Raw genomic sequence first — 14,698 nt, 5'->3', positions numbered from 1 at the left:
GGAGGAGACCTATTATGGCAGATCTCAGCATTAATCTGGCGGGAATCCAATCCCCGAATCCATTCTGGTTGGCCTCTGCGCCGCCGACCAATTCAGGCTACCAAGTACAGCGTGCCTTTGAAGCGGGCTGGGGTGGCGCGGTCTGGAAGACACTCGGAGAGCCGATCATCAACGTCACCTCCCGCTTTGCAGGGCTGAACTTCGGAGGGCAGCGGGTCTTTGGTTTCAACAACATTGAACTGATTACGGATAAACCGCTTGAGGTCAATTTGAAGGAAATGGATGAAACGAAGCGCCGTTTTCCGAAGCATGCGTTGATTGCTTCGCTCATGGTTGAACATAAGCAGGAAGCATGGCACGAGATTGTCAAAAAGGTGGAGGCAATCGGTGTAGACGGTCTGGAACTCAATTTCGGCTGTCCGCACGGCATGGCAGAACGCGGGATGGGCTCTGCGGTCGGTCAGCATCCAGATTTAATCCGGCAACAGGTCGAATGGGTAAAAGAAGTCGCCCAAACCCCTGTCATCGTCAAGCTCACCCCAAACATTACGGACATTCGCTTTACTGCACGGGCCGCGAGCCAGGGTGGAGCGGATGCCATCAGCATGATCAACACCATTAACAGCTTGATGGGGGTTGATCTCGACAAATGGCTGCCGATCCCACATGTAGATGGAAAAGGGGCCCACGGTGGCTATTGTGGACCAGCAGTCAAACCAATCGCCCTGAACATGGTCGCAGAATGTGCACGCGATCCCAAGGTTGGTATCCCGATCTCTGGTATTGGCGGAATCTCTGATTGGCGCGATACCGTTGAATTTTTGCTGATGGGAGCAACGGGTGTTCAAGTATGTACAGCCGCTATGCATCATGGGTTCCGGATCGTGGAAGACATGATTGATGGACTTAACAATTACCTGGATCAGCGTGGAATTGCGTCCGTGATGGATATTGTCGGAAAAGCGGTGCAGACTTACTCGGATTGGGGCCATCTGAATCTGAATTACAAGGTAGTGGCGCGCATCCATGAAGAGACCTGTATAAATTGCAACAAATGTCATATCGCTTGTGAGGACACCTCTCACCAATGCATTGACATTGTTCCTGATGCAGCGACGGGCAAAGAGCGCTTGGTTGTACGAGAAGAAGATTGTGTAGGCTGTAATTTGTGCTCCATCGTTTGTCCAGTGGAAGGAACGATCGAGATGGTCGAGATCCCGAGCGACAAAGCCCCTCTCAGCTGGAATCAGCGGCAGGCTGCTTTGGCTGCGGGTGGCAGCTGCGACCTGTAATGCAGTCATGTTTTCGGGGCGGGGTGCATAGCGTGTACAAGGGAAGGCATGTCTACTCGGTGACGGGTTGAAGGGGAGATGATCATCGGATGAAAAAATGGATTCGAAATGGCACAGTCGTGACAGCGTCAGACACCTATCAGGCGGACATCTTGATCGAAGGGGAAAAGGTAGTCGCAATTGGCTCCAATCTGGATGGGAAAGATGCCGAAGTCATCGATGCTACCGGATACTATGTTTTCCCAGGAGGGATTGACCCACATACCCATCTCGATATGCCTTTTGGCGGAACGGTTACTTCCGATAACTTCTATACAGGCACGAAGGCAGCAGCATTTGGCGGGACGACAAGCATCATCGATTTTTGCCTGACGAATAAAGGAGAGCCATTGCATTCATCCATTTCTACCTGGCACGAAAAAGCAAGGGGCAAAGCGGTCATTGACTACGGCTTCCACCTGATGGTTTCCGATGCGAACGATCAAGTGCTCGAGGAATTAGGAGCAGTCGTACGAAATGAAGGCATTACTTCGCTCAAAGTATTCATGGCTTACAAAAATGTGCTGATGGCCGATGATGAGACGCTATTTAAAACGTTGGTTCGGGCTAAGGAACTAGGTGCCCTTGTACAGGTCCATGCAGAGAATGGAGACGTTCTGGATTATTTGATCAAGCAGGCCATTGCAAAAGGGCAGACAGACCCCGTGTACCACGCCTACACCCGCCCGCCTGAAGCAGAAGGAGAAGCGACGGGACGTGCGATTGCACTGACTGCACTGGCAGATGCCCAGTTGTATGTCGTGCATGTATCATGTGCTGAGGCTGTGCGCCGAATCGCAGAGGCACGCGAAAAAGGATGGAATGTGTACGGGGAGACATGCCCGCAATACTTGGTGCTCGATATTACGGATCTACAGAAGCAGGGCTTTGAAGGAGCGAAGTACGTCTGGTCCCCTCCGCTTCGGGAAAAGTGGAATCAGGACGTCTTGTGGAGCGCGTTGAAAAATGGCATTTTGCAAACGGTTGGCTCCGACCATTGTTCCTTTAATTTCTCCGGTCAAAAAGAGCTGGGGCTAGGGGACTTCACGAAAATCCCGAATGGTGGACCAATCATTGAGGACCGGATGCGTCTCCTCTTCTCGGAAGGGGTAACAAAGAACAAGATCAGCCTCAATCAGTTCGTCGATATGACCTCTACAAAAGTAGCCAAACTGTTCGGGATGTTCCCGCAAAAAGGAACGATTGCGGTAGGCTCGGACGCGGATATCGTGTTGTTTGATCCAACGGTGAAGCGCACGATCTCCGTTGAAACTCACCATATGAATGTTGACTACAATCCATTTGAAGGGATGGTCGTGAACGGCGATATCATCTCGGTGATTTCGCGCGGCTCATTTGTCATTCGCGATCAGCAATTCGTCGGTCAAGCCGGGGCTGGACGCTTTGTAAAACGATCGACCTTTACAAGACCGTAAGCAAGGAGAGCGTAAAAAGGCGAGGAGGGCGATTATGGCAGATATCATTCGCATCGGCTTGATTCAGGCGAAAAACGATGTCCACGGAGACGAATCGGTTCATTTGCACAAAGAAAAAGCCATTGAGAAACATGAGAGGATGGTGCGGGAGGCGGCTGCCAAAGGGGCACAAATCATCTGTCTGCAAGAAATCTTCTATGGCCCGTATTTTTGTGCCGAACAGCAACCGAAATGGTATGAATCAGCGGAAGAAGTCCCAAATGGACCAACCGTGCAACTTTTCTCTTCCCTTGCCCGCGAGCTAGGAACCGTACTCATTTTACCTGTGTACGAACGCGTGGGGATTGGTACGTATTACAACACGGCCGCTGTAATTGACGCGGATGGCACGTATTTGGGCAAATATCGCAAGCAGCATATTCCGCATGTCGGTGTGGGCAGCAGCGGGTGCGGATTCTGGGAGAAATATTACTTTAAGCCCGGCAATCTTGGGTATCCCGTTTTTGAAACCGCTTTTGCCAAGGTCGGGGTCTATATATGCTATGACCGCCATTTTCCAGAAGGCGCACGACTGCTGGGCTTGAATGGGGCGGAGATTGTTTTCAATCCGTCTGCGACAGTCGCCGGCTTATCCGAGTACTTGTGGAAGCTCGAGCAGCCTGCTCATGCCGTAGCCAACGGTTATTATGTGGCAGCGATCAATCGGGTAGGGACAGAAGCACCGTGGAACATGGGAGAGTTTTACGGACAATCGTACTTGGTCGATCCGCGAGGGCAATTTGTTGCCATGGGAAGTAGGGATCAGGACGAGGTCATTATCGCTGAAATGGACCGCAACAAAATTCATGAGGTGCGGGATACGTGGCAATTTTACCGGGATCGCAGACCGGAAACCTACGAAGATATGGTAAAGCTATTACCTTAATACAAGAGTGAGGGAGGTGCCGGATACGCGCCTTCCTCCTTTTCGCATCATTGGAAGGATTCCATCAGAGTCAAAAGGAGCGTTCAGGGATGAGGCAGATTGTATATCGAGGGGTCGAATACGGTGAGGGACTTCGCGTCGTGAAAGCGCAAAAGTATGAGAGGGCAGAACGGCGTCATTTTACAAACGGTGCTAGTGCAAAGGCAGTATTTGGCGCTGGTGTTTACTTGGTGAGTAATCCGGAAATCGCCGCACAATATGCGATTTGTCATGCGGAGACCAATGGGGAGAAGGCAGTTGTGTTGAGCCAACAGATCCATTTGCAGGGTCTCGTTTGTTTGGACGAGCGCTATGGGGAAAATGAACTGCGCATCGATGCATTGCGCGCTGCTTATTCAGAAGAGGAACTCGAACAGAGACAGAACGGAATGGGCTATGAAGAGTGGCTGGAATGGACAGGCGATAAGGTGCGTGCATATTTGATTGCCTGTGGATACCGGGGGATTCGGTATCGGATCAGCCCGGAGCTAACGTATTATATTTGCTATGAGCCGGACATTCAAATTGAAGAGATCACGATTCTATCTGTGCTCGATGTGTGAGAAAGAGACTACGACTATCGACTTATTCGACAAACTTTGGTAAGATTAGACAATATTCGCGCTTTTTCTAGCTTACCTATTTGACACAGGAAGGATTGCCGTAACGATGAGTCTATTACGTAACCTCAGCACCCGAGCCAAACTGTTTAGCTTGATTGTGATGATGGCCGTCTTTTTGTGTGTTGTCGGATTCACCGGATATTTCCATGTGCAAGTCCAAGGTGAACGCATGAAGGCCATGTATGAAGAGCAGCTTCTTCCCGTTAAGTGGATTAACGACTGGAGACAAGAAATCCGCGCGATTGACGGATTGGTTTATAAAATGATTCTCGATCCATCTCCTGCGGTCTTTGCCGAATACAAGACTGAATTGGATTTACGAATGGAGACAGCGGAACAAACATTCCAATATCTCCAGAATGCGAAGCTGGATGCACAAGAACAAGAAAGAGTGACGATGCTAAAGGAGCTCATCGAGCAGTATCGCAAAGACCAGGGCGAGGTCATGAAAATGATCCAAGAGGGGAAAGCGGATCAAGCCTATTCGTTTTATCGTGCAACGGATAAGACGCTGAATTGGATTAATCAGGAACAGCTCGAATGGGCGAATTACAAATCAGAGCAGGCAGTCGCCATGCAAAAGGAAAACCAAGATGAGACTCAAGAAGCGATTACATTCCTGATCGTGGTAGGCGTACTGTCGATTATAATCGGTAGTGCATTGGGGTGGATCATCTCCCGAATGATCGCTGATCCCCTTCGAGTTGTCTCCAGCCGCATGCAGCAATTGGCAAGCGGGAATATGGCGGTTGCTCCCGTCACCTACGTAACTCGTGACGAGGTAGGTACACTTGGTACTGCGTTCAATGAATTGGTAACGAATTTCCGTTCATTGATTGAACAAGTAAAAGTGGCGGGTGAGCAAGTCGCTGCTTCCTCTGAGGAATTGTCTGCGAGTGCGGAGCAGTCCGCCTATGCAACGGAACAATCGATCAGCAGTGTACAGCAAATTGCTTCTGCCTCCGAAGTACAGACTCAACGTACGCAAGAAAGTGTTCGCGTCATGGAAGAAATGTCGATTGCCATCCAGCGGATTGCCGATACGTCTGGAGCCGTTTCTGAATCATCGGCGCAGGCAGCAGAGGATGCGGAGCAAGGAAACATTCATATTCAGCAAGCCGTTGATCAGATGAATACGATCTCCCATTCGGTGAATCACGCTGCGGATCTCGTGCAGCAGCTCGGCGTGCGATCAGAAGCTATTGGGCAAATTGTTGACGTGATTACCGGAATTGCTTCCCAAACAAATTTGCTGGCGCTCAACGCTGCAATTGAAGCTGCGCGTGCAGGAGAACACGGCAGGGGATTTGCTGTCGTTGCCGATGAGGTTCGTAAACTCGCAGAACAGTCAGAGGAATCTGCACGTGAGATCGCGAGACTGATTGGGGAAATCCAGCAAGAAACCACGCAAGTCGTGCATGTCATGATGGATGGAACCCAAGAGGCGAAAAAGGGTGCAGAAGTCGTTCAAGAAGCGGGTGTCACCTTCCAGCGTATTGTAGCGTCTTCTCAGGAGGTTGCGGGTCAAATTCAGGAAGTATCCGCTGCTACCGAGCAAATGTCGGCAAGCATGCAGCAAGTCGCATCTGCTATGGATGAAATGAATCGCCTCGCACAGGAAGCAGCCGTACATACCCAAGGAGTATCGGCGGGGGCAGGAGAACAGCTTGCCAGCATGCAAGAAATCGCCCGATCCAGCGCGAATCTGAATGAGCTTTCTCAAGAGCTGCAAGAGTCCATCAGTCAATTCAAATGGTAGAGTAAGTGATTAAACGAAAGACTGGCAAACCCAACGGGGCAGCCAGTCTTTTTTGGTAGCTTGCTATTAGGAAGCAATCGTTTGTTTGTTGTTTGCTGTGATTTTTTCATAATCATTGGCACTCAAAATCGAAGCGTCGTTTTTCATCATCCACGTGTAAATCACGAGTGAAATCAGTAGTCCGATAGTCCAAGCATTGTCCCAAATAATGGTTAAGCCCGGAATGTATTTACTGATAAAAGGAATCGCAATCCCGATTAGCATCGCCCAGATGGCTCTGCCATTAAAGCCCGTTTTGTAGGCGTAGATTCCGTTAGTTTTGTACAACTCTGTTAAATGAATGCGCCGCTTGCGCACGAGCCAATAGTCGGCGATGGCTATTCCGTCGATCGGACCTAACAAGGCTCCGTACGTTCCGAGCCATAAAAAGATGTAGTTGCCGAAGTTCTCCAAAATGTACCATGGCTGCATCAAGAGCGACACGACCCCGGCGATGATGGCACCGGCTTCATATGAGAGACGGCGAGGGGCCAGATTCTCCACTGCCCGGGCGGGAGCAACGATATTGGCCGCTACGTTGGTCGTCAATGTAGCAAGAATGATTCCAATCGTTCCGAGGAAAATGGCGAAAGGCGAGAATTTTGCCAACACGGCAGCAGGGTCCCACAACGCTTCTCCGTAAATCACGACGGTAGCAGAAGCGACAGCCACTCCGATGAACGAGAAGAAACCCATCGTGGTCGGCAACGAAGAGGATTGTCCGATGATTTGGGCTTTTTGACTTTTGGCGTACCGACAGAAATCCGGAATGTTAAGGGCCATCGTTGCCCAAAAAGCAATCGCTCCCGTCAATGCTGGGAAGAAAACCTTCAGGAAATCTGCAGTGGTAGTGAATTTCGAAGGTGCCGAGAGCATGGGACCCCAACCGCCTGCTTTCGTAAGTGCCCAGACGAGGAGAGCCAAGCTCATGATAATCAGGATGGGAGCAGCCAAAGCCTCCATTTTTTTGATCGCTTCTGGACCGCGATAAGCGACCCATACGTTTAACAGCCAAAAGCCAAAGAAGGATATCCAGAGATGTCCGGGAACATTCGCCCAGCCTGTCATCGACATGAGGAGTGTATCGATGGCAGCACCTCCGAACCAACAGTTGATGCCAAACCAGCCAGCACCAATCAAACCGCGTGCGACAGCAGGGATGTGCGCTCCTTTGGAGCCGAACCAGAGGCGCGCAAAAACTGGGTACGGAATGCCAAATTTCGTCCCGGCATGAGAGTTAAGGAGAATGGGGATAAGGACAATACAGTTACCGAGAATGATCGTCAAAATGGCCTGCCACCAGTTCATACCCAAGGAAATTAACCCTGCCGCCATTGCATACGTTGGCAAACAGATCGACATACCGATCCACAAGCTGGCGAAGTTGTAAGATGTCCAGCTGTGCTCTGCCGTCGTCGTCGGCCGAAGACCTTCATTATAGAGCGGACTGTTCTTGATTGCCTCTTCGCCTTCTTTCGTCAGGGTAACAATTCCATTTGATGCCGTTTGCGTCTTCATTTCTTTTCCCTCCTTTGCTGTTCAAGTTGTCTCGTATTCAGACAAGCGCCCTAGTTTGTCTTGAATACAAGTTGTAACATTATATTGGGGGAAAGAAGGCCTAATACCTGATTTTTCGTCGTAAAAAGACAGCCTGCAACGACAAGCTTCGCCATTGACAATGGGAATGATTCTACCTTTTTACCTAATGGGGATGGTAAGATGAAGCAAGGGGTGAGCGAGCTGTGACGACAAGAAAAATCCAAATGTCTCTGCAAACCAGAATGATCTTATTAATTACTATTATTATTATTCTGATTGTTTCGTCAGTTAGCGCGGTGTTTTCTTCCATTGTTGCGTCTTCGATCGAAGAGCAGGTGGGCAAAAAAGCATTGAGTGTGGCGAAAATTGTTGCCAGCGATCCTGAGCTGCGTAGTGCTTTTTCAAGCGACTCCCCACCTGCGTTAATTCAACCCATCGCTGAAAACGTCCGGATCCAAACCGGAGCAGAGTTTGTGGTCGTGGGAAACCATGAGGGAATTCGGTATGCGCACCCGATTCCGGATCGGATTGGAAAGGAAATGGTGGGAGGAGATAACGAGCCAGGACTCTCGCATGGTCAATCTTACATATCGAAGGCTGTCGGCAGCATGGGACCATCATTGCGAGGGAAGGTGCCGATCAAAAATGAAAAAGGGGACATCATCGGAATCGTTTCCGTCGGGTTCCTTTTGGAAGATATCGAGGAGGCCATCGACCTCTACCAAGACCGTATATTGATCTTGACTCTTCTCGCCTTGTTGTGTGGTGTTGCTGGTGCCATTGCACTCAGCCGCTATTTAAAACGCTTAATTTTGGGATTGGAGCCGGAGGAGATCGCATCCTTGTACGTAGAGAGAAATGCTGTATTAGAGTCAGTCCGCGAAGGAATTGTGGCGATTGACCGCAATAATCGCATCACGATGATGAACAAGGCTGCCATTCGTATTCTGAACCTACCGGAAGAAGAGTTTCATCGTAAAGAAATAGTGGAAGTGCTACCAGACAGTCGTATGCCAGAAGTACTGGAATCAGGAGAGCATCAATTAGATCGCGAGTCCATCATGAGCGGAAAAGAAATCATTGTGAATCGACTTCCGATCAAGTTCGGAGGGAAGGTCGTAGGAGTAGTTAGCAGCTTTCGTCCCAAATCGGAAATTGACCAGCTAGCTTCTGAATTGTCCCAAGCGAGGCGTTATGCAGATGTACTTCGTGCCCAAACCCATGAATTTCACAATTTGTTGTATACCATTTCTGGTTTGTTACAGCTTGGCTCGATTCAGGAAGCGGTCGAGCTGATTACGAGTGAAACGTCCTCACAGCAAGAGATGATTTTGTTTTTGGCGAAGCAAATTCCAGATCCGTTAATTGGGGCTCTGCTGTTAGGTATGCACAATCGAGCCAAGGAGTTGAAAATTCAATTCGTCATCCATCACGACAGTCACTTAAAGGAGCTCCCACCGGCGATCAATCGACAGCAGATCGTGGCTTTATTGGGGACACTGATCCAAAATGCGTTGGAAGCCGTCAATGAGCCGAGTGTCGAGCACAAACGAGTGGAGTGTTATTTGTCTGACACGGGCGATGAGATCATGTTCGAAATCGAGGACTCGGGACCGGGAGTAGTGGAAGAGCTGCGAGAAAAAATATTCGAGCACGGTTTTTCAACGAAAAAAGGCGAAGATCGTGGAATCGGTCTGGCCAAGGCGCATGGAATTATTAACGAACTGGACGGCTATATTCTCGTTGGCAAAAGCGAGCTAGGAGGTGCACTTTTCACAGTATCCCTACGCAAAAGATTGGAGGTGGCGTCTTGAGAAAGCTGGAGGTTCTGATCGTAGAGGACGATATGCGGATTATCGATATCAACAAGCGATTTGTCAGCAAGATTGAAGGTTTTGAAGTAATTGCTACAGCAACGAATGGGACCGATGCCAAAGAATTGCTGTCTTGTACGCGCCCTCAGCTCGTATTGTTGGATGTGTACTTGCCTGACATGCTGGGAACAGAGCTGGTCTGGTTTATTCGGCAACATTACCGCGAAGTAGACGTGATCATGATCACCGCAGCCAAGGAAATGGAAATGGTACAAGAAGCGCTGCGCGGCGGAGTATTCGATTACATCGTCAAGCCGTTGGTTTTCGAGCGTTTCCGTGAACGGTTGGAAAGCTATCGCGAGCACGTCATTCGGACGAGAGAAGCTGTCGAGGTGGACCAGGAAGTCATTGACCAAATGCTAACGAGAAGGCTGGTTGCCCCGAAAAATCGAGATGTGCTTGTACCAAAAGGAATTGACCACTTAACTTTGGAAAAAGTGATTGAGGCGATCAAACAGACGGGAGACAAGGGGGTCTCGGCGGAGGAGATTGGCCGCGAGATTGGAACCAGTCGAACAACGGCACGACGGTATTTAGAATACTTGGTCCTGGAAAAAAAGGCGCGTGCTGACTTGATTTATGGCACAGTGGGCAGACCGGAAAGAAAATATCGCTATCTTCCATAATGTTCCATGAACAATATGAACAAAAAGTGATTAATTTTCAAAATAGACCTTATGCACGAAAACTATTCCCCTAGCTTCCGCGGTGGTACATTATGTTCAAGCGTGATAGCGCTTACAAACAAGCGGGTTAAGGGGGATATTTGTTTGATGAAAAGAAAAAAAGTGCTAATCATAGTGTCCACTTTTCTTACACTAGCATTGGCTGCTTGTGGTGGAGGTACTGGAAATACGGGAACAGCAAGTCCCGGAGCGCAACCAGCGCAAGCGCCGCAGCCTGCCGCAGAGGCATCCAAATACCCAGAAAAGCCGATCGTGTATGTAGCTCCATCCGGTGCAGGTGGGGGCTGGGATAAGACAGCTCGCTCGGTAGCAAAGGTACTGGCAGAAAGCAAGCTGGTGACAGAAACCATCACGGTAGAAAACAAGCCAGGTGGTGGGGGAACCGTATTCTTGGCTGAGTATGTAAGCAAAGACAAAGGCAATCCTTATAAATTATTCGTTAGCTCTCCTCCTATCTTGATTAACAATAACAAAAAAGAGGGGAACAGCCCATTTGGCTACAAAGATGTCACACCATTGGCGCAAATGACGAAAGATTTCGGCACCCTTGTTGTGAAAGCGGATTCACCTCACAAGGATATCAAGAGCGTGCTGGACGCGATCAAGGCAGATCCAAGCAAAATTACACTGGCAGGAGGCTCTGCTCCAGGATCGATGGATCATCTGATCGGCGTTATGCCAGCAGCCAAATATGGAATTGATCCGAAAAGCGTAAAATACGTTTCTTATGATGGCGGCGGAGAAGCAATGGCAGCCTTGTTGGGAGGCAATGCAGATATCATTGCAACGGATGCCTCCAGCGTGGGTGAATATCTGAAAGCAGGTAAAATCCGCGTCCTGGGTGTTACATCTGATGAACGTCTCGGCGGCGATTTGAAAGATATCCCGACGTTAAAAGAGCAAGGCATTGATGCGACGTTCACGATTTGGCGTGGTGTCTTCGGTCCGGCTGATATGCCAGCAGACGCAAAAGCTTACTGGGATGCAAAGCTGAAAGAACTTTCCACGCATGAGGCATGGACAAAAGAATTGGCTGCAAACGGTTGGGAAAGCGAGTACAAAGACGCTGCTGCTTTCTCAGCATTCCTGGACGAACAAGATAAGCAGGTCAAAGAACTGTTGACATCACTTGGTATGTCGAAGTAGGGAGAGGAGGGGCATCCCCTCCTTTTTCCACACCTTAGGAGGTATACATGAACCTGATGTTTGATCGGATCGGCAGCCTGTTTTTTGCACTAGTTGGCGCACTCTTTATCGCTGAAAGTCAAAATATTTCGTCTAGTGCATACGGAAGTCAGGTCGGGCCGAATATGTTTCCATTTGGGCTTGGCGTCATCCTGATCTTGTTGAGCTTGCGACTGTTGTGGGAGACCTACAAAAAGGGCGTGGCAGCTTCCTCATCCGAGTCACAGGGTCCATTGCGATACAACCGGTTTTTATTCATTTTGGCAGCGACAGTCTTGTATGTATTGTTGTTGGAGAAACTCGGTTATGTCATCTCGAGCTTTGCATTTCTTATATACGCCTTCACCATGATGGGAAGCAAAAACATTCTTAAATCGGGAATCGTTTCCTTACTGTTTTCAGTAGGCGTTTATGTCATCTATGTGCATTTGCTAAAAGGTACGCTTCCAGGACTACCTGCCTGGCTAGGCGTCTAGGGAGGGGATAGATTAGCATGAGTGCATTGCAATTTTTGGCGGATGGTTTTCTCGTTGCCTTACAGTGGCATAATCTTGTCTTTGCCTTTATTGGCGTCCTGATCGGTACTGCGGTAGGGGTCCTTCCCGGCATCGGTCCAATGAGTGGAGTCGCGTTATTGATGCCCGTTACGGCTTCCTTGACCTCTGGCTTACCTCCTGAAAGTGCGGCGGCTAGCGCGCTGATTTTGTTGGCAGGCGTTTATTATGGCGCGATGTACGGTGGTTCCACAACATCCATTTTGTTAAATACACCGGGTGAATCCTCCTCTGTCGTTACGACATTGGACGGCTATCAGATGGCCAAACAGGGACGTGCTGGCGCAGCATTGTCGATTGCAGCGATCGGTTCTTTTGTCGCCGGGCTCGTGGCGTTGATTGCTCTTGTGTTTTTGGCCGATCCATTATCCGATCTCGCTTTGAAATTCGGCCCTGCTGAATATTTCTCCCTCATGCTTCTCGGCTTGTGTGCGGTCAGCGGACTGGGGGGGAAGTCAATGACCAAAGCCCTCATTATGACAGTCATGGGACTCTTGCTTGCGACAATTGGGATGGATACCGTTTCGGGTGTGGCGCGGTTTACCTACGAGATTCCCGATTTGTACCAAGGCTTGGAGTTCCTCACGATAGCAGTTGGGTTGTTTGCCCTTGGAGAAGTGTTCAAGACGATTATCGAAGACGATCAATCCACAAAGGAAATTATTAAAGTGGGGCGAGTACTGCCTTCCAAGCAAGACCTAAAAGAGAGTGCCGGACCGATTACACGCGGCTCCTTGCTCGGGTTTTTCATTGGTGTCTTGCCTGGTGCTGGCGCTACCCTCGCTTCCTTCTTTTCGTATATTTTTGAGAAAAAGCTGAGCAAAGATCCAAGCCGGTTTGGAAAAGGAGCGATCGCAGGTGTAGCAGCACCGGAGTCTGCAAACAATGCTGCTTCTGGCGGTGCGATGATTCCACTGTTGACATTGGGCATTCCAGGGTCAGGTACCACTGCAATTTTAATGGGTGCATTATTGATGTATAACGTACAGCCGGGACCGCTCTTATTCGCTGATCATCCGCAAATTGCTTGGGGATTAATTGCAAGTATGTTTATTGGGAATGTGATGCTGCTGGTTTTGAACATGCCCTTAGTGAAAGTTTTTGCCAAAATCATTGAAACACCGTCACATTTCTTGATCCCGCTCATTATCGCGATCTCCGTTTTCGGCGTATACGCTGTGCAAATCAGTACGTTTGACTTGATCCTGCTCGTAATTTGTGGGGTGGCTGGCTATTTCCTGACGAAAAACGATTTCCCGCTGGCACCGCTCGTCCTCGGCCTTGTCTTGGGACCAATGATTGAAAATAACATGAGAAGAGCATTGACCACCTCGAATGGCGACTTCTCGATCTTCTTCACGAAGCCGCTTTCCGCTGCTTTTCTGGTTTGTGCGCTTCTGTGGTTGCTGATCCCTATCTTCTTAAAGCGCAGAGGGAAGCAAGTCATTATCAGTGAAGAAGCGTAACACCTTATTCTTTGTCTTGACAGTGTCCTCGCGAGCCCGTATCATTGGAAAAATTTCGGGAAACTGTTCTGCTTGAGTGATGTAGCAGAACAGTAGAGGAGAGACAGACATGTTAACCATTGAACCTGTAATCTTGGAAGGCAAGCTGGTCCGATTGGAGCCGCTCAGAATGGCCCATGTGGATGGAATTTGGGAAGCAGGCGCATACGAAGAGATTTGGCCGCATATGTCTGTTACCATTCGAACGAGAGAAGATGCTCAGGCTTTTATCCTGCAGGCTTTAAAAAATGAACAAGCCCAAACAGAATTGCCATTCGCCATCATTCGCCAAGAAGATGAGCAGATCATCGGGAGCACGAGATTTTTAGGGATAGCGAAAAAGGATCGTGGATTGGAAATCGGGTTTACATGGCTGACCCCATCCGTCTGGAAAACGGGCGTCAATACGGAATGTAAATGGCTTCTCTTGCACCACTGCTTCGAACAACTAGGTTGTATTCGCGTACAGCTTAAGACAGATTCGCGTAATTTGAATTCGCAACGTGCCATTGCCCGAATCGGTGGCATTCGAGAAGGTGTCCTGCGCAATCATATGGTGATGCCAGATGGCTATATTCGCGACTCGGTATACTTCAGCATTCTGGACCGCGAATGGCCAGAAGCCAAGCAAAAGCTGCAATTGTTGCTGTTTGGTGAATAAAGGCTTGGATCGATTGAAGGGCGTTCAGAGCATGTGTACAATAGGGGTGAACCAAGAGGGTTTACTCTGACAAGACCCGGAAAAGAGGGTATACATGAGACTGCGTTTGTCGAAACCGGGCTATTTATTGTTGCTCGGGGATCTGATCGCCTTTGTGCTTTTTGTTTATTACGGAAAAATCATTCATAACTACCCTGTCACGGTCATGGGCATTATCGAAACATTAGCCCCTTTCCTGGTGGGATGGATCATCGCGATTCTGCTTTTCAAGAGCTACGGACAACGAACATATGAATCTGCGGGCCGACAATTATTATCGGCACTGATTACTTGGACAGTAGCGGCACCAATTGGCTTACTGATCCGCTCCTGGTGGACAGGTGTACCGACTACGCTTATTTTTGCAGGTGTGACTTATTTCATTACGTTGGCGTTTTTACTCGGGTGGCGTGTACCGTTCGCCATCGGCTACGCGCTATACAAACGCAATAGACGACTGGCAACCAGCTAATAAAGTGATCCGAATTGGTTACGCTATCCTA

At 49.1% G+C, this 14,698-nt stretch carries 13 protein-coding genes; 12 read left to right on the top strand and 1 reads right to left on the bottom strand.

Translation table 11 applies throughout. The features are described 5' to 3' along the window. The first annotated feature begins 14 nt into the window (after positions 1-14). The 5 genes from preA to ACKKE8_RS17250 all read left to right on the top strand — a co-directional run bounded on the left by preA (position 15) and on the right by ACKKE8_RS17250 (position 6,113). The gene (gene preA / locus ACKKE8_RS17270) at positions 15-1,292 is read left to right on the top strand and encodes an NAD-dependent dihydropyrimidine dehydrogenase subunit PreA (protein ID WP_409174160.1); all 1,278 of its coding nucleotides are present in this window, start codon (positions 15-17) and stop codon (positions 1,290-1,292) included. A gap of 89 nt (positions 1,293-1,381) precedes the next feature. After that, complete coding sequence (hydA, locus tag ACKKE8_RS17265) at positions 1,382-2,767, top strand: dihydropyrimidinase (RefSeq protein WP_409174159.1); 1,386 nt, start codon at positions 1,382-1,384, stop codon at positions 2,765-2,767. A 34-nt stretch (positions 2,768-2,801) separates the two neighbouring features. Then, positions 2,802-3,692 carry a nitrilase-related carbon-nitrogen hydrolase gene (locus tag ACKKE8_RS17260; protein WP_409174158.1) on the top strand — a complete coding sequence of 297 codons (891 nt, stop codon included), beginning with the start codon at positions 2,802-2,804 and terminating at the stop codon, positions 3,690-3,692. A gap of 89 nt (positions 3,693-3,781) precedes the next feature. Beyond that, complete coding sequence (locus tag ACKKE8_RS17255) at positions 3,782-4,294, top strand: hypothetical protein (RefSeq protein WP_409174157.1); 513 nt, start codon at positions 3,782-3,784, stop codon at positions 4,292-4,294. Positions 4,295-4,400: 106 nt separating this feature from the next. Beyond that, a complete protein-coding gene (locus ACKKE8_RS17250) occupies positions 4,401-6,113 on the top strand; it encodes a methyl-accepting chemotaxis protein (protein WP_409174156.1) in 1,713 nt (570 codons plus the stop codon). 66 nt (positions 6,114-6,179) lie between these two features. Here ACKKE8_RS17250 and ACKKE8_RS17245 read toward each other — a convergent pair whose 3' ends face one another. After that, positions 6,180-7,670, bottom strand: a complete 1,491-nt coding sequence (locus ACKKE8_RS17245) for an NCS1 family nucleobase:cation symporter-1 (protein ID WP_409174155.1) — start codon at positions 7,668-7,670, stop codon at positions 6,180-6,182. Between the two features lie 224 nt (positions 7,671-7,894). Here ACKKE8_RS17245 and ACKKE8_RS17240 point away from each other — a divergent pair, with 224 nt between their 5' ends. From ACKKE8_RS17240 to ACKKE8_RS17210, 7 genes are all read left to right on the top strand, one after another. Next, a complete protein-coding gene (locus tag ACKKE8_RS17240; RefSeq protein ID WP_409174154.1) occupies positions 7,895-9,505 on the top strand; it encodes an ATP-binding protein in 1,611 nt (536 codons plus the stop codon). A gap of 32 nt (positions 9,506-9,537) precedes the next feature. Next, positions 9,538-10,191, top strand: coding sequence for a response regulator (locus tag ACKKE8_RS17235; RefSeq protein ID WP_409179151.1), 654 nt, complete (start codon positions 9,538-9,540; stop codon positions 10,189-10,191). Positions 10,192-10,338: 147 nt separating this feature from the next. After that, positions 10,339-11,397 (top strand): tripartite tricarboxylate transporter substrate binding protein, encoded by a 1,059-nt coding sequence (locus ACKKE8_RS17230; RefSeq protein WP_409179150.1) that lies wholly within the window; start codon positions 10,339-10,341, stop codon positions 11,395-11,397. Between the two features lie 47 nt (positions 11,398-11,444). Next, positions 11,445-11,912 (top strand): tripartite tricarboxylate transporter TctB family protein, encoded by a 468-nt coding sequence (locus tag ACKKE8_RS17225; protein WP_409174153.1) that lies wholly within the window; start codon positions 11,445-11,447, stop codon positions 11,910-11,912. 17 nt (positions 11,913-11,929) lie between these two features. Next, complete coding sequence (locus ACKKE8_RS17220) at positions 11,930-13,456, top strand: tripartite tricarboxylate transporter permease (RefSeq protein WP_409174152.1); 1,527 nt, start codon at positions 11,930-11,932, stop codon at positions 13,454-13,456. 109 nt (positions 13,457-13,565) lie between these two features. After that, positions 13,566-14,156: a GNAT family N-acetyltransferase gene (locus tag ACKKE8_RS17215; RefSeq protein ID WP_409174151.1), complete on the top strand. Its 591-nt coding sequence runs from the start codon at positions 13,566-13,568 to the stop codon at positions 14,154-14,156. Positions 14,157-14,250: 94 nt separating this feature from the next. After that, positions 14,251-14,667: a DUF3054 domain-containing protein gene (locus ACKKE8_RS17210; protein WP_409174150.1), complete on the top strand. Its 417-nt coding sequence runs from the start codon at positions 14,251-14,253 to the stop codon at positions 14,665-14,667. The last annotated feature ends 31 nt before the right edge of the window (positions 14,668-14,698 follow it).

This window comes from Brevibacillus fortis (assembly GCF_046196545.1).
Taxonomy (GTDB): domain Bacteria; phylum Bacillota; class Bacilli; order Brevibacillales; family Brevibacillaceae; genus Brevibacillus; species Brevibacillus fortis_A.
This window is presented reverse-complemented; position numbering and strand designations above follow the sequence as displayed.